The 22,225-nt window shown below is 58.0% G+C and carries 12 protein-coding genes; 6 read left to right on the top strand and 6 right to left on the bottom strand.

Annotated features, from left to right (window positions below):
• Positions 1–64: 64 nt before the first annotated feature.
• Together NZK35_RS30020 and NZK35_RS30025 are read right to left on the bottom strand one after the other, a co-directional pair.
• Entirely contained in the window at positions 65–2,242 is a 2,178-nt protein-coding gene (locus NZK35_RS30020; RefSeq protein ID WP_259636224.1) for a sialate O-acetylesterase, read from the bottom strand.
• A gap of 297 nt (positions 2,243–2,539) precedes the next feature.
• Complete coding sequence (locus tag NZK35_RS30025; RefSeq protein ID WP_259636225.1) at positions 2,540–5,029, bottom strand: PAS domain S-box protein; 2,490 nt, start codon at positions 5,027–5,029, stop codon at positions 2,540–2,542.
• A gap of 335 nt (positions 5,030–5,364) precedes the next feature.
• Here NZK35_RS30025 and NZK35_RS30030 point away from each other — a divergent pair, with 335 nt between their 5' ends.
• Positions 5,365–7,209, top strand: a complete 1,845-nt coding sequence (locus NZK35_RS30030; RefSeq protein WP_259636226.1) for a sulfatase-like hydrolase/transferase — start codon at positions 5,365–5,367, stop codon at positions 7,207–7,209.
• Between the two features lie 186 nt (positions 7,210–7,395).
• Positions 7,396–9,726, top strand: coding sequence for a sulfatase-like hydrolase/transferase (locus NZK35_RS30035; protein ID WP_259636227.1), 2,331 nt, complete (start codon positions 7,396–7,398; stop codon positions 9,724–9,726).
• Positions 9,727–9,829: 103 nt separating this feature from the next.
• Here NZK35_RS30035 and NZK35_RS30040 read toward each other — a convergent pair whose 3' ends face one another.
• On the bottom strand, positions 9,830–10,783 hold the full coding sequence (locus NZK35_RS30040; protein WP_259636228.1) for a WD40 repeat domain-containing protein: 954 nt from the start codon (positions 10,781–10,783) through the stop codon (positions 9,830–9,832).
• 324 nt (positions 10,784–11,107) lie between these two features.
• Between NZK35_RS30040 and NZK35_RS30045 the strand changes: the two genes are divergently transcribed.
• Positions 11,108–13,255, top strand: a complete 2,148-nt coding sequence (locus NZK35_RS30045; RefSeq protein WP_259636229.1) for a glycogen debranching protein — start codon at positions 11,108–11,110, stop codon at positions 13,253–13,255.
• A gap of 779 nt (positions 13,256–14,034) precedes the next feature.
• Positions 14,035–14,520 (top strand): ankyrin repeat domain-containing protein, encoded by a 486-nt coding sequence (locus NZK35_RS30050; RefSeq protein ID WP_259636230.1) that lies wholly within the window; start codon positions 14,035–14,037, stop codon positions 14,518–14,520.
• Positions 14,521–14,716: 196 nt separating this feature from the next.
• On the opposite strand, the gene NZK35_RS30055 is transcribed toward NZK35_RS30050, so the two are convergent.
• Both NZK35_RS30055 and NZK35_RS30060 read right to left on the bottom strand, forming a co-directional pair.
• Positions 14,717–15,400 carry a hypothetical protein gene (locus NZK35_RS30055; RefSeq protein WP_259636231.1) on the bottom strand — a complete coding sequence of 228 codons (684 nt, stop codon included), beginning with the start codon at positions 15,398–15,400 and terminating at the stop codon, positions 14,717–14,719.
• Positions 15,401–15,571: 171 nt separating this feature from the next.
• A complete protein-coding gene (locus NZK35_RS30060; RefSeq protein ID WP_259636232.1) occupies positions 15,572–17,305 on the bottom strand; it encodes a sulfatase-like hydrolase/transferase in 1,734 nt (577 codons plus the stop codon).
• A 153-nt stretch (positions 17,306–17,458) separates the two neighbouring features.
• Here NZK35_RS30060 and NZK35_RS30065 point away from each other — a divergent pair, with 153 nt between their 5' ends.
• Complete coding sequence (locus NZK35_RS30065; RefSeq protein WP_259636233.1) at positions 17,459–18,181, top strand: PEP-CTERM sorting domain-containing protein; 723 nt, start codon at positions 17,459–17,461, stop codon at positions 18,179–18,181.
• 192 nt (positions 18,182–18,373) lie between these two features.
• On the opposite strand, the gene NZK35_RS30070 is transcribed toward NZK35_RS30065, so the two are convergent.
• The gene (locus NZK35_RS30070; protein ID WP_259636234.1) at positions 18,374–19,753 is read right to left on the bottom strand and encodes an ammonium transporter; all 1,380 of its coding nucleotides are present in this window, start codon (positions 19,751–19,753) and stop codon (positions 18,374–18,376) included.
• Positions 19,754–20,663: 910 nt separating this feature from the next.
• Between NZK35_RS30070 and NZK35_RS30075 the strand changes: the two genes are divergently transcribed.
• On the top strand, positions 20,664–22,049 hold the full coding sequence (locus tag NZK35_RS30075; protein WP_259636235.1) for a hemolysin family protein: 1,386 nt from the start codon (positions 20,664–20,666) through the stop codon (positions 22,047–22,049).
• Positions 22,050–22,225: the final 176 nt, after the last annotated feature.

Consider the following 22,225-nt stretch of genomic DNA (forward strand, 5'->3'; position numbering starts at 1 on the left):
ACTTAGCGGTATTGGGCTTACGCCACTTGGCGGACGCAAGCTGGAAGCTTACGCCACTTTTGGGTCAATGTGCCGGGCGGACGTAGACCCGCAATCGTTTTTTGGCGTAGGAGCCGGCGTTTGCGGTGAAGGTCCAATCGCGGTGCTGGCCGGAGCTATTGCCGATGCCCAGATCGGCGCCCGCCGCGGCACTCCAATGGTTGATGGCAAAGACGGTCTGCCGTTCAGCAAAGTTGTGCACCTGCATCGATCCGTAACCTGCCGTTGGGGGCGACGGTTCGTCGCCGAAGTCATACTGGGTGTTCGATGCGTTTTTGACGCCAGCCTTGTTGGCCGGGCCGTAGTTGTTGGGCCAGAATTCGAGATTGCCGGTAGCGATCGAGCGGCCTTCGGTCACGGTTTCGACAGACGAAAACACGTCCATTGCTTCGACGGCTTGTTGAAACCGGGCTCCCGAGGCAGCCGTCGGAATGCCGATCTTTTTCACATCGTCGGTGAACGCCTTCATCGAGACAAACACGGCCTGGCCCTCGTCGCCCCCCGAGCCGAGTTCCAGCAAGTAGCCGATTCGATCGAACGCGGAAACGTTTTCGCTGTGGTCCACGTCGTACTCAATGCGTTCGTTCAACTTACTTAGATCGAGGTCATAGACCAGTTGATACTCGCGATCGATCGCCAGTGTGCTGACGAAATCGGGTTCTTCCCCACCTCGGAACGCCCCGACGGGCAGTCCGGTGCCACCGGTCAAGTTGGGCTCGGCCAGTTTGTGCCACGCGAATCGGAACGCGACCGGTTTCTCGACTTCGTCGGACGAAAGGATGACGGCGTCGCCATCGATGGTTGCGACGGCCGGCTGGTAACCGCCAGATCCGACGCCGATCACTTCGAAATGGCTTGGCGGTTTCCCATCGCGCGTTTTCAAGCCGCCCCCGGTGTCGCGGAACGTGATCTTCAGCCGGTCGTCGAGAATTTCCAGTGAATCCATTTCGGGACTGTTGGCGACAAGGTCGTCTTTACCGTAGTCGTTTTTCAAGGCGAGTCGTGCCAATCGATCGCCGACGTCTTGTTTGTTCGGCGGGTGGATGTTGCCGAGTGTGGCGATGTCGTTGATGACGACCATTGCGGTGTTGGGCAATTGCTCGACGGCGGCCTGTGCCTCCCAAAATCGCGGCAGAATCGTGGGGTCTTCATTGCCGTATTGGAAGGGAGCGATCTGGACGTAGTAGAACGGGAAATCACCTTGGCCCCACAGGGTTCGCCAGCCTCCGATCAAGGCCTTTTTCTTTTCGAAGTACAGCATGCCTTCGCCGTGGTTGGATTCTCCTTGATACCAGATGGCACCGCGGATCGGAAAACCGACCAGCGCGTGGATCATGCCGTTGTAGAGCATCGTCGGGTCTTGGTGACTTTGGAACGGCACCAGACCGGCCGGGAAGTCGGGGCTTGGCTGGACGGCAATTCCCGATTTCATCGCCTCGGTGGCCGTCGCGATCCAGGCTTCGGTCGTCTCGACGTGGTTGGCTAACGTCGCGCGGTACGATTCTGACCCGGGAGTTCTCTGAAGGACGGACTGATAAATCTCGCTCAACGCGTCGACTTGGCGAAATCCGATCGGCGGGGTCCAGGGTTCGACGCGGGTGCCGCCCCAAGACGAATTGACCAATCCGATCGGCACCTCCAGGTCTTGGTGCAGCCGACGCGCCATGAAGTATCCACAGGCGGTGAAGCCTCCCGCGGTCTCCGGCGAACAGACTTGCCACGGGGCGCTGATGTCCTTCAGCGGTGTGGTCGACGGTTTGCGAGGGATCTTGATGTGTCGAATCATCGGATACGTCGCCGCCGCGATTTCGGCCTTGGCATTCGCACTTGCCGCGACCGACCATTCCATGTTGGATTGTCCCGAACACAGCCAGACTTCGCCGATCAGGATATCCTTCACCTCGATCGTGTTGTTTCCCGTGACGGTCAGGGAATGGGGTTGGTTGCCGGCTTTCATGGCGGGCAATTCGACCTGCCAACGTCCGTCTTCGTTTGGCGTCGCGGTGGCTTTTTGTCCGGCCAAGGCGACTTCAACGGATTCTCCGACGTCGGCCCAACCCCACAGGCGAATCGGAGTTTGTTGTTGGAGCACCATGTGGTCGCCGATGAAGCCCGGCAAACGCACGTCGGCCCTCAGCGGTGAGCACGACATCACACCCAGCAACGTCAACACGATGACTTTCAACCCGGCCAGTTTCTTCATCCGACATTTCCTCTAGAGATCAACCCTCAATCAAAACTGCAATCGCGGATTCTACTCGATCGGCCGGCGCGTTGGCGGCCTGTGGATGGAATCACGCTCGAAATCTGAAGGGTAGGCAGTCGGCAGAAGGCCCATACCGCTGAGTGAAGCGTCATTTCCTTTCGTTTGGGCCCGTCGGCTTGAGTCAACCCGTCGGCTCGCGTCAACCCGTCGGCTCGCGTCAAACGGCTGGTCATCGTTTGGAATCAGCCGGTCCGCGCGATCGCGAGCGGCTTCCTCGTTGATGTTGACGTTGCACTAGGGACCGTCAGGCACCGGCAAGGCGGTGGCAAGGGTGAACGAAAAGACGGCGCCATGTTCGGGACCGTTCTTCGCTTGAAGCGTCCCGCCGTGTGCTTTGGCGATCGTGGTGCCGATGGCCAGTCCCAAGCCGAGCGCCTTCTTTTTGGTGGAGCAAAAGGCTTCGAAAATGGGGATGCCGTCGGGCAGACCGGGGCCGTTGTCGGTCACGGTCACGGCGACGCGGTCAGCTCGCGGCTCCGCAGAAACGCGTACCAGCGGATCGCCGTGCGATTCTTCCAAGACTGCGTCAAAGGAATTTTTCAACAGATTGACGAGGACTTGTTGGATTTGAACCGCGTCGGCTTTGACCGGTGGCAGTCCTGGGGCCGGGGTGTATTCCACGCGGATGCCGGCGACTTGGGCATCGTGTTTGGTCAGCATCAGCGCCGTCTTGATGATTTCATCCAGATCGCAGGTGGTCTTGTGAATCGGTTCGCGCGACACGAAACTCCGCAACCGCAACAGGATTTCGCCGGCGTACTGTGCGGTGGAGGTGATTCGGTCCAGCCATTGATGGAGGCGATCGCGGTCGATCTCTCCTTCGGCTGCGACGAGGTTGCCGCAGGCCTTGCCGAAGTTTTGAATCGCGTACAACGGTTGATTCAACTCGTGTGCCAGACCACCGACCATTTCCCCCATGGTCGAAACGCGTGCGACGTGGGCTAATTCGGATTCCAACCTCTTGAGTGATTCTTCGGCACGTTTCTTTTCTGTCACGTCCGTAACGCTGCCGCGAATGATCGTCCGGCCGTTTTCTTCGAGCGACAGCAGACGGATTTCGCAGGGGATCTCTGCTCCTTTGGCATCTCGATGTAACCATTCGAAAATCGGCGTTTCGCCGGCGCAAGCTCTCGAGATGACTTCGCGACTCTTATCCGCAGACGGCTGACCATCGGGCTGGATTTCGGGGCTGATATCGAGCGGTCCCATTTGGAGAAGCTGTTCGGCGGAGTACTTGTAGAGTTTTTCCGCCGCCTGATTCACCATCACAAAGCGTCCGGTCTGGGTGTCCAACAAGACGACGGCTTCGGGCGCGTGTTGAATCATCCGGCGAAATCGTTCTTCGCTCTGGACCAGTGATCGTTCGACGCGTTTGATTTCACTGATGTCCTGGGCCAAGCCGATGGTGCCGATGATGGTTCCGTTCGGATCACGCAGTGGTTCCACGTGGACCTGGAAAACGCGACCGGACCATTCGATCTCAGACGATCCCGAAACGCCTTGGAGCGCCGCAAAATGGATCGCGATGGGGCCAAAGCTCTCGTCATCGGTTTGGAAGTACTCGAACAGTGTGTGCCCGACAAACTGATTGGGCTTTTGGCCCATGCTTTTCAGACCCGCGCCGGTGGAGTGTGTGAAGCGAAGCTGAAGATCGGTGGTCCATAAGACGGTCGGCATCTGTTCGGTCAGAATACGCAGACGCATTTTGCTGGCGTGTTGTGCCGCTTCATTGACGGAGCGTTCGATCTCGATCGCCGTTCGATCACCAAACAACGCAATCATCTCACGAATGTCCGCGCGGTCCTCCATCGGCTTGTCGTCCAACACCGCCAGAATGCCCAAGACCTCTCCCGTTGAACTGATTAACGGTGTTCCGAGGTAGCTTTCCGCCTGGAACCGGGTCAAGGTGATGTCGTTCGGAAACCGTTGTTGAAGGTGTTCGGCACAGAATTCCATGGAATGGTTGACCACGTTGGCCGCCGGTGTTCCCGCCAGGTCGAATTCAAAATCGTCCTTCAACTGGCCCTCGGCAAAAAACGCGATGGTCCGTGCCCGCTGTGGCGAATCCTTGTCAATACGGGCGACGAACACGTAGCGGAAACCGAGCGATTCGGAGATGTATCGGACGAGCGCTTGAAAAAATGCCAAGCCGGTCGAACGGGCCGTGCCGACCGTGATCATCCGCATTGCGTTTTGAATGTGCAGCATGTGGCTCTCGACGCGCACACGCTCGGTCACGTCGTGGGGCAGCGAAATCGCGGCGGTGATCTGTCCCTGATCGTCGCGACGGACGGCGTTGAACCACTCGCAGTTGAGAACCGTTCCGTCTTTTCGGACATTGCGGTTGAAGCATCTGTTGAAGTCGACGTTTCTTTCCAGCAATTCTCGAACGGACTTTTCAACCAGGGGGATGTCTTGTTCATGCACGAATGAGAATTCGTCCCAACGCTTGCCCAGAACCTCGTCCGCTTTCCAACCGAAGATTCGCTCCGCCTGTGGGGTCCAACGGCGGATGGCACCGTCTGCGGCCCATTCGATCAATGCGATGTCGGCCTGCCGGGGATGGTCCGAGTCGACGAAATAAGATGCCGCCGAGCCCGTGTCGGCGTGCGGGGGATTTTCTTCGTGCTCGGGCGAATCAGAATCGTCCAATGTTGCGAGTTTCGCTTGTATTTCCGCGAGTTGTGCCAGCAATTCAGCGCGAGTCTCATCGACTCTGGGCATCTCCCCTCTCCCGTCGTTTCGTGATCCCGTCGTCTTCCGCTCCTGACGTACCGCCCGCCTGTGACGCGCGTCGCAGAGACCAGTTTACAGGGTTTGCCAGCGAATGGGTTGATTCGTGCACGGCACCGATGTGTTCGGCAATGCCCCGGTCCAACGGGCCGCGACGTGCATTCCGGGTTTTCCGCACTTTTGGTATCAATCGGCTCCATCTCGCCGTGTTGCAGCACCCCGACGCGAAGGGACGAGTTAAAATCGTCGGTTGATACCTGTGGGCCGTTGAAATGACGGTCCTGATATTCCCTCCCCCCGCCCCCATCTCCTCCAGCGGTCGTTCCATGCTTCATCGCTTTCTCTGGAATCTAGGTTTGCTCGTCGCCACCTTCATCGGCGGAATCGCGCTCGCCGACGAGCGTCCCAACATCCTTTGGCTGACTTGTGAAGACAACAACGTCAACTGGGTCGGGTGTTATGGCAACCCGTACGCCGACACTCCCCACATCGATGCCCTGGCGGCCGAGGGATTTCAGTACATGCATTGCTATGCCAATGCCCCCGTTTGTGCTCCCTCACGCAGCACCTGGATCACCGGTGTCCACGCGATTTCGATGGGGACGCATCCGATGCGGAGTCGCTATCCGATCCCGCACGACCGAATCCGGTACTACCCCGACTTGCTGAAGGATGCGGGATACTTCGTCGGCAACGAAAAGAAAACGGACTACAACATCGGCGGCCGAGACGATAAGAGTGCGTGGGATACCGACAAAGCGGATTGGGATCAGCTCAAGCAGCAGCAACCGTTTTTCATGGTCATCAATAGCACCAAGTCGCATGAGTCCAAGGCGTTCGGCGATGTCAACCACACCGAACACGATCCCGATCGAGTTCGGCTGGCAAAGTACCATCCAGACATTCCAGACATTCGCAAAAACTACGCGCACTACCATGACCAGATGAAGAAGATGGACGCCGACATCGGTCTCGCACTGCAGCAGTTGGAACAAGCCGGTTTGGCCGAAAACACGATCGTCATCCACAACTCGGACCACGGCGGAGTGATTGCCCGCAGCAAACGTTTTCTATTCAACAGCGGCACACACTGTCCATTGATCATTCGCATTCCCGAAAAATTCAAACACTTGCGTCCCGCCGAACCGGGCACCAAGGTCGACGATTTGGTCAGCTTCATCGATATGACCAAGACTTGGCTGGACGTGTGCGGTGCCGAGAAACCCGATTACTTGCAAGGCAAGGTGTTCTTGGGGCCGAACAAGGAGTCACGCGATTACCACGTCAGTTTTCGGACGCGGATGGACGAACGCTGTGATAACGTCCGGGCGATCCGCGACCGGCGGTTCTTGTACCTTCGAAACTACATGCCCTACGCGCCATGGGGACAGCACCTCAACTACCTGTGGATCATGCGGGCGACACAGGCGTGGGAGGAACACCACAAGGCCGGAAAGACCGATGCCGTGACCGGCCGATTCTTCGGCCCCAAGCCGATGGAAGAACTTTATGACACCTCGGTTGATCCAGACAACGTCAACAACTTGATCGACGACCCCCGCTACGCCGCCGACGTCAAGCGATTGAGCCAGGCGCTCGACCGTTGGCAACTCGATCACTTTGATGCCGGCTTGTTGCCCGAAAGCGAAGTGGTCCGCCGAAGCGAAGCGAGCGGCAAGACGATCTTTGAGATGGTGCGAACCCCGTCACTGTACGATGTGCCCGCGTTGCAACAGGCGTCCGCTCGGGCGTTGGCACAAGATCCCGAGAACCTCGATCGATTGTACGAGGACCTGCGGGCGAAAGATTCCGGTGTGCGTTACTGGGCCATCGTGGGCTGTTTTCTTCTGCAAGATTCCACCCCGTTGGACAACAACGAAATTCGCAAGGCGATTCAGGATGAATCACACCACGTGCGTGCGATGGCGGCCTGGATTCTGTATCGGGCAGGCGATCGAGCGGCCGCGCAACAGTGCTGGAACCAACTGCTGCAAGAAAGTTCTTACGCATCGTTGAAAGTGTTCAACATCATCGATTGGATCGGAGACGGGATCGAGCCCTATGCCGAGTCGATGAAACAGTGCAACTTTGATCATGGAGGCTACGTCGGCCGAATGAAGGAGTACATGGGGGTTGCCGAGAAGCCCGAAAAGAAGAAGCGGGCCAAGTAACGGAGACGCCGTACCGACGGCCTGCATGGACTTGATCCTGGCGGAAGTAATCGGTTTTTTGGGCCTCGGGTGTCACGAAAACCGATGTGGGATTGGAATCCAGGCTGCCAATTAGGATTCGGCAGTCGGGATACCGATTTCACTCGTTTCGCAACGGACACGGGCCATTCAGAGAGGGCTGTTTTTATGAGTGCCGGCTTCTACCGCAGGGTGTTGACAAGCTTCGTGATGATCGCGGCGGTCTGGGACGCCACTCCTTTCTGCGCGTGTGGCCAGCAGAGCATAGACCGCCTCGCCAAACCGAACGTGTTGTTCATTGCCGTGGACGACTTGCGGCCCGAACTGGGGTGTTATGGTGAAACGGCGGTTCATTCGCCGCACATCGATGCGCTCGCCCAATCCGGCGTCTTGTTTGAGCGTGCGTACTGCCAACTCGCCGTCTGCAATCCGTCGCGCGTGAGCATCATGACGGGGCTGCGTCCCGATACGACCAAGGTTTGGGACTTGGTGACGCGTTTCCGCAACACGCTTCCCGATGCGGTCACCCTGCCCCAGCATCTGATCCGACACGGCTACTATGCCGCGTCCTTCGGAAAGATTTTTCACAACCCTTGGCCGGACCATCAATCCTGGAGTCAGCCACATCGATGGCCGGAAAACCGCTCGCTGTGGTCACCCGAGGCGAAGGCCCGACAGGCTCAGTACAAAGAGAAGATGCGTGCCGATGGGCGTCCGGAACGGCGCATCTCGCGAATTCGGCCTCAGGCGACCGAAGTGGTCGACATCGACGACCACCTGCACATCGACGGCGCGATCGCGAAACAGGCGATCGAGGCGCTGGAGCGACTTTCAAAAAGCGATCAACCATTTTTTCTTGCCGCCGGTTTCGTGCGGCCGCACTTGCCGTTCGTGGTCCCACGCAAGTACTGGGATCTGTACGATCGGGAATCGATCGCTTTAGCACAGAATGCGTTTCTGCCAAAACAATCGCCCGGTTTCGCGATGAACACGATGTACGAACTGCGCGACTACATCGATTTCGATCAGACGCCGTCGCCCGATCAAGGACTGCTCGATGAAGCTCAGCAGCGACGGCTCAAACACGGTTATTACGCATCGGTCAGCTTCATCGACAGCTTGATCGGCGAAATGCTGGGGCGTCTGGATGCGTTGGGGTTGGCTGACAAGACCATCGTTGTGCTCTGGAGCGATCATGGTTGGAAGTTGGGCGAACACAACAGTTGGTGCAAGCAGACGAATTATGAGATCGATGCCCGCGTTCCGCTGATCATTCGAAAACCCGGTGCAGCGGGCAACGGCCAAGTGACGCCGGCGGTTGTTGAATTGGTCGATCTTTATCCGACACTTTGTGAATTGACCGGGCTGCCGGTTCCGTCACAACTCGAAGGCGAGAGCCTTGTCCCGTTGTTGGCCGATCCGAAAAAGAAATGGGAACGGCCGGCGTTCAATCAGTTTCGACGTCGAGTCGATGGCGAGCCGTTGATGGGGTACGCGATGCGGACCGATCGCTACCGCTATGTCGAGTGGCAGAATCGACGCACGGGCAAGGTCGTCGCGACGGAACTGTACGATCATCATCGCGATCCCGGCGAAAATTCGAATGTTGCCGAGGCGACCGAAAATAAATCGTTGCTCGAAGAGCTTCACCGTCAAATGTGGGCATCGCTTCCACCGCCTCCGAAATACAGTGTGCAACCCAAACCACGCCCGGAGATCGTCTTTCGCAATCATCGCGATCAGCCGCCAAAGGAAACCCAGGCGGCCGTCGATGGGCCGAAGATCGACACCCAGAAATCGTCGATGCGTTCGCGGCAGAAGCGAGAGGCCGAACGGATCAGGAGCAACGATCCGCGAGCCGCCGTGCCCGGATACGTGTCGCGCGCCGTCGAGGGCTGGCCGGTTCGGGTCAGTGAGCAATTGTTGCAAACACAAGCCGAGGCTACTGAGCGTGCCCTCGAACTGCTTGCCGAACAATTGCGGATGGTCAAACGGCTGATTCCGCAGTCCGCTGTCGCGCGGTTGATCGATGTCCCGATTTGGTTTTCGCCGAAGTACGAAGGGTTTGGTCCTTCCGGCGAATATCATCCGGGGGCCGATTGGTTAGCGAAACAAGGGCGACATCCGAAGTTGCACCGCTGTGTCGAATTCACGAACATCCCGATTTTTGAACGTGAAGTCGAGCGGATGCCGGTGCTGGTGATTCACGAACTCGCCCACGCCTATCACGATCAGGTGCTGGGATTCGACAATAGCGAAGTGCGCACGTTGTACGAAATCGCCAAGAACAACGGCAGCTACGATGCCGTGTTGCGGGGCAACGGCAAGACCGAGAAAGCGTACGCGATGACCAACGAACGCGAGTACTTTGCCGAGACCTCCGAAGCGTATTTTGGTCGCAATGATTTTTATCCCTTCGACCGCACCGAGCTGGAAGCGCATGACCCCAGAATGGTGAAGCTGCTGGGGGAATTGTGGCAGGATCGCAGCGAGCCGTGATCCTCGCGCGTTCGGATCGGAGGGCTCGCGCCCTGCCGCCAAAATCGTAGCGTAACGGCGCAAGCCGTCCGGTCTCACCCTACTTTTTAAAGTTGACGAAGCACTAATCCGCGGCGGACCACAAGTGGATGACACCGTCGTAGGATCCGCAGGCCAAGTGCTTACCATCCGGCGAAGGGTTGACCGACAGAATGGTCTCTCGGGGGCCGTAGCGCTCGTCGATCGGTTTCAGGGCCGGCATCGTCCAGGTGCGAATGACGCGTTCGCGCCCGCCGGTGAGAATCTGTTGGCCGTCGCCGGAAAAGCTGAGTGCAAACAGGGAATAGCGATCCGCCGTCACAGTCGCGACCTTCTTGAGCTCAACGGCGTCCCAAAGCGTCACCTTTCCATCGCTGCATGCCGACGCCAGCCAGCGACCATCGGGCGAGTAGGCGAGCTGATAAATCATTCCCTCGCCGGCGTCCAACTCCTTGACCAAGCGGCCGTCGGAGACATCAAAGAAATGAATCAGGTTTCGGGTTCCGCACGCAAGCTGTTCTTGGTTGGGAGAAAACGCGACGGTGAAATAGAGATCCGAATGCGGCGTCGCCCAGACTTCTGTTTCGCCTCGCCAGACTTGAATGTGCGAACCGGCCGTCGCCAGTTTCGTTCCGTCATCGGAAAAGGTGACGTCGATCATCGGGTCGCCGTGACCGGTCAGCGTCCGTTGCTTGGTCCAGCGACCGATCTCCCAAACGAAGGTGTGACTATCCCCGCCACAGGATGCCAGTGAGTTTCCGTCTGGTGAAAACGCCAAGCGAAATACCTGATCGGTGTGGCCCTCGAGTGTCGCGAGAAGCTCGGCATCGGCGACACGCCAGACCTTCACGGTGTTGTCGTAGCTTCCCGAAGCCAGGAGTGTTCCATCGGGAGAGAAGGCAATGTCGTAAACGGCGTCGGTGTGCCCCATTAGCACAGTTGGCTCCATCGCGCCGCTCTGGTCACGGTTCAAAATACCGAGGCCAAGGACAAATAGGCACAACGCCATGATTCGCGGTATGTCACGTGCATCGAGCATGGTGATTCCTCCACCCAATGCGAGGCGGCATTTTTTGTGCCGTTCCAAGCGAGGCCGGCCAGCTGACGATCGATTGGGGAAGAAGTGTCGGATTGATTGGAGTGGGATAGGCTTCCAGCCTGCCACCTGGGCGTCGATGCGCCTGGCGTGGGATTTGCACCCTGCGAATCGAAGCGAGACGCAGTGACACATCGTCACACGCGTCCGTTGGCGACGTTGCGGAGCGGGCACACCGGGGCGTTTTCAAATCAAATCCAGCAGGACGCGACACATCGAAGGGAGTTCTGACGTTGAGCAGCACCTTGAACAAGCGAGAGCATGGCCGTGGGAGCGATTGGAAACACGACCGTCACGACCGGTTGGTATAGCCGTGAAGGCAGCCCGAACCCGCTGGGGGTGGTTTGGTTGGAGGAAGAACGCGCCTTCAATTTTGCACTGTATTCCAACCATGCCACCGGCGTGTCGCTGTTGTTTTTCAAACCGGATCAACTTGCCAAACCCTGTCGACGGATTGACCTGGATTATCTGGTGAACAAGTCGGGGCGGATCTGGCATTGCCGCGTGCCGGAGTCCGATTTGGCCGGCGCGGTGTATTATGGCTATCAGGTTCAAGGCCCGCAGGGCGGTCGCAAGTACGACCTTCATGCGTTTGACGAACAGAAGCTGTTGATCGATCCCTACGCGACCGAAATCTATTTTCCCGAAACCTTTGATCGCTTGGCTGCGATTCGGCCGGGATCCAATGTCGGGAAAGCGCCCCTGGGCGTCCTTCCCAGCGTCAAAGAGCAGGAGGCGTATCCATGGAACAGTGATCGCGTGCGGTTCCATGAGCATGATCTGGTGATTTATGAACTGCACGTCCGCGGATTCACACGCAACCGCAATAGCGGTGTCGAAGCATCCCGACGCGGGAGCTATTTGGGCGCGATCGACAAGATTCCGTATTTGGTCGAGCTGGGAATCACGGCCGTCGAATTGATGCCGGTGTTTCAGTTTGACCCTCTCGAAGACAACTACTGGGGCTACATGCCCTTGAACTTCTTCGCCCCGCACTCCCAGTATGCCAGCCAACAATGCAACGCCGCTCGCGAGTTTCGCCAGATGGTCAGCGCGTTTCATCATGCGGGCATCGAAGTGATCTTGGATGTTGTGTTCAATCATACAACCGAAGGCGACGAGCATGGTCCCTGCTACAGCTTCAAAGGAATCGACAACAGCAGCTACTACATCACCAGCGGCGACCCGGAACATCCCTTCGCGAATTTTTCGGGCACCGGCAATACGCTTCACACCAAGAACCGTCACTGCGTTCGCATGATCCTGGACAGCATGCGGAGCTGGGTCAATCAGTACCACGTCGATGGATTTCGATTCGACCTTGCTTCGGTCTTTAACCGCCGTGGTGACGGCTCCGTCTCGTCCAGCCAATCGCGATTGGTCGCCGCCATTCGCGCCGACCCGGTGTTGGGGAAAGTGCGCTTGATCGCCGAGCCCTGGGACGCCGCCGGTCTGAACCAACTCGGGCGCGCGTTTCCGGGAAAACGCTGGCTTCAATGGAATGGTCTGTTTCGTGACGACGTTCGCCGCTTCGTCAAGGGCGACGCGGGACTGTTGCCCAACATGGTGCGGCGGTTGTACGGCAGCGATGATCTGTTCCCCGACTCGCTTCACGAAGCGTGCCACCCCTACCAAAGCGTCAACTACGTCAATTCGCACGATGGGTTCACCCTGTACGACCAAGTCTCATACAACCAACGACACAACTGGATCAACGGGGAACAGAATCGCGACGGGCACCGTGAGAACAACAGTTGGAACTGTGGTGTAGAAGGCGATGCCGGTGCGACCGATGAAATCATGAAGCTGAGGGTGCAGCAGGCAAAGAATTTCTGTTGCCTGTTGATGCTTTCCAACGGCACCCCGATGTTTCGCGCCGGAGACGAATTCTTACAGACCCAACACGGCAACAACAATCCCTTCAACCAAGACAACCAATTCAGCTGGCTCGACTGGGACCGTCTCAAAGAGCACGCATCGTTTCACCGCTTCTTTCGTTTGATGATCGCGTTTCGCAAGTCGCACCCGACGATCGCGCGGAGTCGTTTTTGGCGCGACGACGTCCGCTGGTACGGAACGGGGCCGCAGATCGACTGGTCGAGTGAATCACGACAGTTCGCCTATCATCTGCGAGGTGAATCGCAATACGATGTCGATCTGTACGTGATGGTCAATGCCGACTGGCACCCGCATACGTTTTCGATCCAAGACTACGATGCATCCGATTGGGAAGTCGCCGTCAACACCGCTGCCGAGTCGCCCGACGACATCCACGAAGCCGGGTACGGCCCGCGCGTCAGGTCGTCACAATTCCGGGTCGCCGACCGCTCCGTTGTCGTGCTCGTGTCGTGTCCACCGGCATGTCGAGAAAAGGCGGACCCGGCCCTCGAAGGCCCGCCGCTGAAGCCTCGTTAACAACCGTCAGGCCATCGCTCGATCGCTTCTCGACCGAAACGGACGACGTTTTGATCATTGATGTCGAACATCACCCGATTTTGACCTTGGACCGTCTGGTCGTTTGAATCGCGGCGAGCCCGGCGACTCGTGGGCGTGTTGTGCCTTGAAGGTTCACAGGCGAGACCATCGCGCGATTCCAAGAGAGGAGGGAAGACCGAAATTCAGCGTGCGCTGTTTCGGCCGTCGACACCGAGTGCAGGAAGCCGATCGCACATCCCAATGCGGGAGGGCCACCCAGCCATTCGAACCGATCCCGTATCGGCGCGGAGGTCTGAAATACCGACGCGCGCCAGAAAAAACAGTTCAGCGCGGCGGTTGGTCCATCCGAAGCGCTGAAAGCGGGCGTTTCAATCTGCGTCCTGCATTGGACAGAGTGCGAATTAGCGATCGCACCGAACAGAGAAAACGCGATTTCTTCGCGCAGTCGGGTGCATCGACCGCTCGGACTTTGCTCGGATTCTTCGACGCACGCGTCGCAACACCCCGGACAAGGTTCATCGAAAACTGCATCGAATCAGCGCCGGTCTGGGCACCGAAGCGATGCAGCGGTTTTGCTCCGAGGCAGAGGCTGGTAAATCAACATCGTCGAGTTGGCGTCGCGTGCAAGAACGTCACGAGTGACTGCAGAATCACCCTTGCCATAGTCAATCGTTCCCTCGCAGCGGTAATAGACGTTAAAATCTGACCTGACGAACATTCTCAGATCTGGCTGCGCGCCTCCCAGAAGGTCGCGCCTCTTGAAACTCGATTTAGCAAACGAAGGTACTTTTGTGTTTGGCCTGAGCACGCCTGAATTCGCCATCGTCGCATTGATGTGCCTGCCGATTGTCTTCGTGATCGGCGTGGTGCTGAAGAAGATGGGCTATTCGGATTTGACCGCCATTGGTCTGGCCCTGCTAATGCTAACGCCGTTGAACTGGCTTGTATTGGCGTATTTGGTTTTCGTCAAATGGCCGATACACGAAGAATTAGAACTGCTAAGACGACAGGTTGACGACAAAGTAACGCTCGGGGGAATCCAACCGACGGTTCGAGAAGGCCAATCGAATCCGCTCCATGTTGCCATCTGCAAGGGATACTCGGACGTCGTAGGAACGCTAATTTCACAGGGCGTGGACGTGGACGCAAGAACCGCGGATGGTCAGACACCGCTTCAGCTCGCCGTCGCCTGTGGGCAGAATGAAATAGCAGAGTTGCGGCGCCGGCATGGGGCCACAAGTTGATTTCAACCGAACACCATGGCTCAGCTAAGTTGGCAAGGGAAGAGGGCGGCGACGCTCGTCGAACGATTGCAGAAACACTGGCGAATGACACTCGGGCACAGTTATTGGAGATGGCACCATTCATCGGTGGCACCATTCATCCGGCAGCTCGCCGGCGAACTGCCGGTTGCGGTTTCTCGCGTGCGATGCGGCCCAGCTAATCGTCTGCCAGCAGCCAGTTGTAGTTCCAGACCGGGTTGCCGCATTCCACACAGGTTTCCCCGTTGTCCAACACGCCGCCTTGGCAGTTCGAGCAATCCAGAATACCCGGCAGCAAGAACGCCTGATGGTCGCGTTGTTTGGCCGCCTGCTGGGTCGCACCAAAGGCGACCGCGACGACGATCCGAACCGCGAACGGCATCAATTGATAAAGCACCAACGGAGACTTGCGGGCTTCCGGATAGACCTTTTCCAGGCAACTTGCAAAATGGCGCCGGCGGCCATCTGCGTCCAGTTCCATGTACTGGCCCACTCGCTCGGTGATCGGCCCATTCCCGTAGCTGCCGCCCAGCCGCAATTCACCAAGCCAACGACGAATCCAGTCGGCATCGCTGACAAAGTCGGACTCAACGACGAATTCAGCGGCTTCGATGATCTGCCAAATGTCGATCTCAGCCTTGGCGTTGTATTCGCTTTGATCAAGCGAGAGCGGAATGCACATCGAGTCCATCCCGAAATAACGTTCCACGTCGAGATGAATCCGGTGAAAAACCAGGTCTCGAACGGTGTTGAGTCCGGCCGATAGACTCTCCACAATCCCGATTCCCCGCCCCGAACCGACGATCTGATCCAAGACCGCCGCGGATTGAAGATGTCTGGATGAATGATGTGCACTGGACATGTTCGCTTCGTCCTCCCTCGTTCATCTCACTATAGCGTTCCCGTAACGCTTCGACGATTATGATTCGAAATGAAATGTTGGCGAAACGAAGAAAGCGTTGAAACCGCACACGTGAGGGTCCGATTCCGCACGGTCCCCGCGGCTCGCGTCGTCGGGTGATGGTTCGCGGTGTCATGGTCGCTCCGCATCAATCACTGCGTGCGCCGTTCGATCGCCGACGACAAAGTAACCGAGCGGGTTTTCATCTCTGTCGGTGATCAACCACACGGCTCCGGGACGCGATTGCTGGGGCTTGCGCCAACCGGATTCCAGTGTCCCGAACGACTTCGGTTTGCCATCGCGATCCATCCAGAACACCTTCACCGGTTGGTCGCGACGATTGGTGAAGACGACGTCGAAACGGTTGCCATCGGGTTTGGATGCTGGCACAGCCGAGTCTGTTGCAGGATGCCACGTCAGCTTCGGAAGGGCCGCGTCACTGGGGGCGACAAACGCTGCAAACTCCGTCGGCGCGAGCGCTCGCAGACGGTCGATCCGTGAAGCGTGTCGGGGATCCTCGGCAAGATTGGTCCACTCGTATGGGTCGGCGTCGGTGTCATAGAACTCGTGGTCACCGTTGTCGTACTGGACCAATCGCCATCGACGGCCGCTCAGCCCATAGTTGCCAGGCCGACTCAGATAGGTGATCGAGACGTGGGGCCACTCGGTCTGCGCGTTTTCCAGCAGCGGAACAAGCGACGGCCCGTCGTTGGACTCTTGCGTTGGCAACCCGGCCAATTGGGCGAGCGTCGGATACAGACTGAGCAAGTTCACCGGCGCGTCGCAAACGGTGTTCGCCTTCGTGCCGGCGGGTAAACCTGGCGTCCCAGTTGGAACACGGACGATCAGCGGGACGCGGGTGCAGACTCGCCAGGGCGTGTACTTTTGCCAATGCTGCTTTTCACCCAAGTGCCAACCGTGGTCGCTCCACAGCACGACGATCGTGTTGTCTCGGTTGGGGCCGCGTTGTAACGCATCGATCACCCGCCCGACCATCTCGTCGGCGAACGAGATCGATGCGAGATAGCCCTGCAGCGCTTGCTTCCACTGGTCGTGCTTCAGAATGTGTTCAAAGTATCGATTGGGGCCACGCCGCTTTCCCGCCGGTGGCAAGTCGTCCAAGTCGTCGGCACGGTATCCCGGCGGCAGCTCAATGCTCTCCAGAGGGAAGCGATCGAAGTATTTTTTGGGGACGAACCAAGGCTCATGGGGCCGATAAATTCCGCATGCCAGGAAGAACGGTTGGTCATGTTGTTTCCCCAGCTGTTCGCCAATCCACTGCGACACCAAGTAGTCACCGCCGAATTCCTGGTCTGAAACATCCAGCGGTCCCCAGTCGGTTTCTCGGTACTGCCAGGGACCGCCGACGGGCAGGCTGACGGGGCGTTTTTCCGGATACAGCGTGCGAGGAAACGGGTCTTCGGTTTCCTTGGGCGGGAAATACTGATCCCATGATTGTTGATCGATGAAATAGTGCAGAAGTTTTCCCGATCCGGCGGACCAATAGCCGTGTCGAGAGAAGTACTTGGGCAGCAATTCCGCATCGGGCAACAATTCGCGCATTTTTTGTCGGTTGTCGTACAGCCCCGACACGTGCGGCGAGATCCCGGTCATGATGGCGGTCCGCGATGGATTGCAAGCCGGCGCGGGGCAGTGGGCGTTGGTGAACAAGACACCGCTTTCGGCCAGCCGGTCGATGTTCGGCGTTTTTGATTGCGGGTGCCCGCCCATGCACCCGATCCAATCGTTCAGATCATCGACGGCGATGAACAGAACGTTCGGCGGCGCGGCGACAGCGTGGTACGGAACCACTCCAACGGTGACGGCGACAAGCGAGAGTGCCGGAATCAAAAAGCGATGCATCATGGTACCTGACCCGTTTTCCGCTGGCCAAACGCAACCCAAAGTTCTGATCCGGACAGAGCACTCGGGATCCCCAGGCGTGGGAAAGTTGATGTGGCGTGATGACCCAGTTTATACTGGGCCGTCATCAGTTGGTTCACCCGAGGGATAGCTTCAATGAAAACGTTTGCTTTTGTGACGAGTCTTTTGTTCGTGCTGACCCAGGGAGCGTCTTCGCACGGCGCCCTGGTCAGCACCATTTTGACGCTTGATGCGGCGACACCGACGGTGAACACGCTGGATTTGTCGTTGTCGGTGACGGAGATGGGGATGGTGATTCCGCTCGGCGCGTCCGCGACGGAGTTGTCGGGCACGATGAACGCCGAGATCGAAATCGATTTTGCGACCGGCGTGATCTCGTCGTTGAATTTGACCGGCGGCACGTTGATCGGCAGCGAGTGGAGCATGGCCAATGTTCCGACAGGGAACCCCAATGATCCGACTGAGACGATGACGTTGGTGGGGGCGGGAACGACTGCGACCGCCGACACCATTCCTGCATCCAGTGCCGTCGCCGGGGGCAACTTCAACGGGACCGAACACTTGATTCCGTTGACCGGTGGAACCGTCGCACCGGTGGGCGTGACGCTCGCCGGGACCGACATCAATGGAAGCGGAACCGGAACACTGACGGCCACGAAGAACGGCGATCAGTACGATTTGTTTTTCAGCATGGACATCGTAGATTCCGAAACCCTGGCCGGTGGGGATCTGGGCATTACCGGGACACTCGTCGCGCGTGGCACGGTGACGGCGATCCCCGAGCCGACGGCCGCACTGGCACTGATGGCCGCGATCGTCGTCGGCGTCGTCGTTCGTCGCCGACGCTGGTGTGGCTGAACCAGGAGCGCCGGGGCCACGCCGCGAACGGTATTGATTCCACTCGTTGGAGGATTCAAAGCCGGCGGAACAACAGCCCCATAAAATACCCAGACCCGGGCATGTTAAAACACACCCGGGTGACTGGGATCTTCTGGCCCAGGCAAGAGCCGAGAAGTTTCAATAAATCACAACGTTATCGTTGCAGCGGTCTCACGCCGTTTCGAAGCCGTTGTAAGCAGCCATGCCGTGTTCGCTGATATCCAAACCGAGGGTTTCTTCTTCCAGGCTGACTCGGACACCGAGGGTGACTTTGAGCAGACCGAAGACGACGGCGGAGAACGCGAAGGCAAATCCGCCGATGGCCAGGGTGCCGATCAGCTGGGTCACGAAGCTGTGACTCGAATCGAGCGAGAAGATGCCGACCGCGACGGTGCCCCAGATGCCGCACACACCGTGGACGGAAATCGCACCGACCGGATCGTCGATCTTGATTTTGTCGAATCCGAGGATCGCGACAACCACCAACAGTCCGGCGATGGCACCGATCACGATCGCGGATCCTTCACCGACGGTGTCGGCACCGGCCGTGATTCCGACCAGACCGGCCAGGATCCCGTTGAGAGCCATCGACACGTCGGGCTTCTTCAACAGCACGTAGGAGGCAACGATCGAGGTGATTGCACCCGTTGCGGCTGCAAGGCTGGTCGTTACGAACACGTAAGAGACGGCTTTGGGGTCAGCCGAAAGGGCGGAACCGCCGTTGAACCCGAACCACCCGAGCCACAACAAGAACACACCGATGACGGCCAACGGCATGCTGTGACCGACGATCGGCTTGATGCCGCTCTCGGTGTACTTACCGGATCGCGGGCCGAGGATCAAAACACAGGCCAAGGCTGCGAAGCCGCCGAAGGCGTGCACGATGCTGGATCCAGCGAAGTCGTAGAAGCCCATTTGATCCAACCAGCCGCCGCCCCACTTCCAGCTACCGATGATCGGGTAGGCGAAGCCGACCAGCAAGGTCGAGAACAGCATGAAGACGGGAAGTTTGACACGTTCGGCAACCGCACCGGACACGATCGTTGCAGCGGTCGCCGCGAACATCGCTTGGAAGATGAAGTCACCCCACCAGGTGTAACCGGCGTTGTAGTCCGCGGTGGTCATGCTGACGTCGTTGAGCGATTGCCCAAACCAGCTGCCCATCGCGAAGTAGCCGTTGAAGTCGCCGGGGTACATCGCATTGAAGCCCCATGCGGCGTACAGCAGGATGCCCGTGCAGACGATCCAGACGTTCTTGAAGATAATGTTGACCGCGTTCTTCTTCTGCGTCAGGCCGGCTTCCAGCGTGGTGAAGCCGAGGTGCATGATGAACACCAGGGCAGCGGAGATGCAAATCCACAAGTTGTTCACCGCGAAGACGGCATAGCCATCCGATGCAACGTATTCTTCGGACGAGTAGGCGCTTTCGGCAGCTTCTGCAGCGACTTCTTCGGCTTGAGCCAACACCTCGGGCGTGAACGCGGCTCCGAGGCAGAGCGCCCCGGCAAAAAACAGACCTGTGAGCAATGGTGCTCGCATTAACTTAGACATTCGATTCCAAACCTTCTCGAAATTAGGAAATTTGCTGAGCGGTCCCGGGGGATCGGGGACTCTCACTCACTTGTTCAGCCAGGGATCAGATCGAGACGCCAGAAACTCCTACCTGGGCCATCTTTCACGATGCTCAAGAGTCGAAAGCGTTCTCAATTCTGTGGCATGCACATCGGAGGCACCGAGTTGGCAATTGGCGGACCAATGTCCATCTCGCTGGTCTGATCAGCAGCGCAAACCCTTTGCTGGCAATCACTTAAAAAAATCTGAAAATCGCGGGGAATCATTCAAGTCAACCAAACGCATGTTGCCATGCTTAGTCCGTGTGCAGACGACCCGGCGGATGCCAGTTTTGTGAGCACACGTGAGCAGGCGTGTTTGCGACTCCGGCGTGGGCCAGCACTGTCGTCGGGAGGCGTCGCTGCAGGCACCCGACGGCGGCCTCGATGCGACGGTGGCAGAACGATGGGGTGGCAGAACGATGGGGCGGCAGAATGATGGGGCGGCAGAATGATGCTGGCTCCACGACCCCAGCGGTCGGAACATCATTCTGCCCCGTATGATTCTGCCACTTCAAATCGTTCGATCATTCCGCCGTTGAGCGCCCCGTCGTCTCGAGCGGACAGTGACGGTCTACAGTTGCGTCATTGCTGACCCCTTTTCCGTGGCACCCTAAATCAGTTGGCAATGCTCTACCGGCCGCAGCGAATGTCGCGTCGATCCGTAGACGCGAACTTGCTTTTTGGCGATGATCCGGCCTTCACCTGCCGCGCCGCAGTGGAGCAATCCCCGTAGAATGCCCCCAATGGAAAGTTCTTTTCCACTGGTCGGAGGTCGTTTCCACGGTTCGGACGGCTTCCCTTGTCGTCGCTCATCCAAAGCCGAACCTTCATCACACTTATCCATTCGCATGATCGGATCACTCTGTTGTTTTTGTCTGGCGTTGTTCGCCGAAGTCGAACCGGTCATGGAGGGCGACGAGGCGGGAGGCGGCGGTCGGACGCTGCTGTTTCTGGCGATTGCGGTGTTTCTGATCATTCTGAACGGCTTTTTTGTGGCCGCGGAATTTGCGCTCGTCAAAGTGCGGATTTCGCGGATCGAGCAACTCGCCCGTGAAGGCAAACTGTTCGCCAACACCGCCCGATGGCTTGCCGAGCGTTTGGACGAATCGCTGTCGGCATGCCAACTCGGGATCACGATGGCTTCCCTGGCGCTCGGTTGGGTCGGTGAACCGGCGTTCTCCAAATTGGTCGAGCCGCTGCTCGGTTGGGTGGGGGTGACCGATGAAGCCGTCGTCAAGGTGATCGGATTCGCGATCGCGTTTTCGGTGATCACCGGGCTGCACCTGGTGACCGGCGAACAGTTCCCCAAAATCTTTGCCATCCGCCGGCCCGAACAGGTGTTGTTGTGGTGTGCGATTCCACTCAAGTTCTTCTACGTCATCCTGTATCCCTTTCTCACGATTCTGAACATCGTCACGACGTATCTGTTGAAACTGGTGGGCATCCGGGGAGCGTCGGATCACGAATCGGTCAGTACGGAAGACGAGATCCGTGCGTTGCTGACCGAGGCGCATGTCCATGGCAATCTGACGCGTAGCGAACACCGCCTGATCAACAACGTCTTTGAGTTCGACGATCTGATCGTGCGGCGCGTGATGTTGCCCCGCGGCGACGTCATCTTTTTCGATGTCAATGAACCGATCTCGGTGCTCCGCGAACTGGTTCGGACGACCATGCACACCCGCTACCCGGTCTGTGACCGATCGCTGGACAAGGTGTTGGGCGTGGTGCACATCAAGGACCTGTTGACCGTTCCCGAGTCGGATTCCGACTTCGATGTCAGGACCATCATTCGTCCGCCCAGGAAGGTCCATGAAACGATGCCGATCAGCAAGGTGCTGAGGCATTTTCAGGCGACGCATCAGTTGATGGCGTTTGTGATTGACGAATATGGCACAATTACGGGAATGGTGACGCTGGAAAATGTGCTCGAACGGATCGTCGGTGAAGTCGACGATGAATTCGATAATGCCGATCCGAACATCGTTCCCGAAGGCAAGGGCGAATTTGTCGTCAACGGCACGACGCCGATCGAGGAAGTGCGACGCCGACTGGCCATTCCACTCAACGAATCCGACGAGGCGGACACGATCAGCGGCATGCTGATGGACTTTCAACAAAAAATCCTGGCCCAGGGAGACCGCATCGAACTGGACGGGGCGGTCGCCGAGGTTCTGGAGATGAAGAACGATAGCGCGACCAAGATTCGGTTCCGCCTGACGAGCCCGGAGTGATCGGTCGAACCACCGAGGAGGAAGTGGAAAAAACTTTTCCACTGGTTGAAAGGGATTTCCCAGTCTTCTGCCCTCCGTCGTCCCTCGGCCCGAGAATTCCTGGCTGGAAGTAGTTTGTCAACGCGATGGCATGCGTTGTGCTCTATGTCACCGTCGGATGTTAGCGGTGCAGTCTC

The organism is Stieleria sedimenti, from assembly GCF_025060895.1.
GTDB classification, from domain to species: Bacteria; Planctomycetota; Planctomycetia; order Pirellulales; family Pirellulaceae; genus Stieleria; species Stieleria sedimenti.

Excerpts from the sequence above, each read along its gene's own strand:
- NZK35_RS30030 (WP_259636226.1), top strand. The coding sequence starts at position 5,365 with ATGCTTCATCGCTTTCTCTGGAATCTAGGTTTGCTCGTCGCCACCTTC.
- NZK35_RS30025 (WP_259636225.1), bottom strand. The coding sequence starts at position 5,029 with ATGCCCAGAGTCGATGAGACTCGCGCTGAATTGCTGGCACAACTCGCG.
- NZK35_RS30070 (WP_259636234.1), bottom strand. The coding sequence starts at position 19,753 with ATGTCTAAGTTAATGCGAGCACCATTGCTCACAGGTCTGTTTTTTGCC.
- NZK35_RS30040 (WP_259636228.1), bottom strand. The coding sequence starts at position 10,783 with ATGCTCGATGCACGTGACATACCGCGAATCATGGCGTTGTGCCTATTT.
- NZK35_RS30020 (WP_259636224.1), bottom strand. The coding sequence starts at position 2,242 with ATGAAGAAACTGGCCGGGTTGAAAGTCATCGTGTTGACGTTGCTGGGT.
- NZK35_RS30055 (WP_259636231.1), bottom strand. The coding sequence starts at position 15,400 with ATGTCCAGTGCACATCATTCATCCAGACATCTTCAATCCGCGGCGGTC.
- NZK35_RS30075 (WP_259636235.1), top strand. The coding sequence starts at position 20,664 with ATGATCGGATCACTCTGTTGTTTTTGTCTGGCGTTGTTCGCCGAAGTC.
- NZK35_RS30035 (WP_259636227.1), top strand. The coding sequence starts at position 7,396 with ATGAGTGCCGGCTTCTACCGCAGGGTGTTGACAAGCTTCGTGATGATC.
- NZK35_RS30065 (WP_259636233.1), top strand. The coding sequence starts at position 17,459 with ATGAAAACGTTTGCTTTTGTGACGAGTCTTTTGTTCGTGCTGACCCAG.
- NZK35_RS30060 (WP_259636232.1), bottom strand. The coding sequence starts at position 17,305 with ATGATGCATCGCTTTTTGATTCCGGCACTCTCGCTTGTCGCCGTCACC.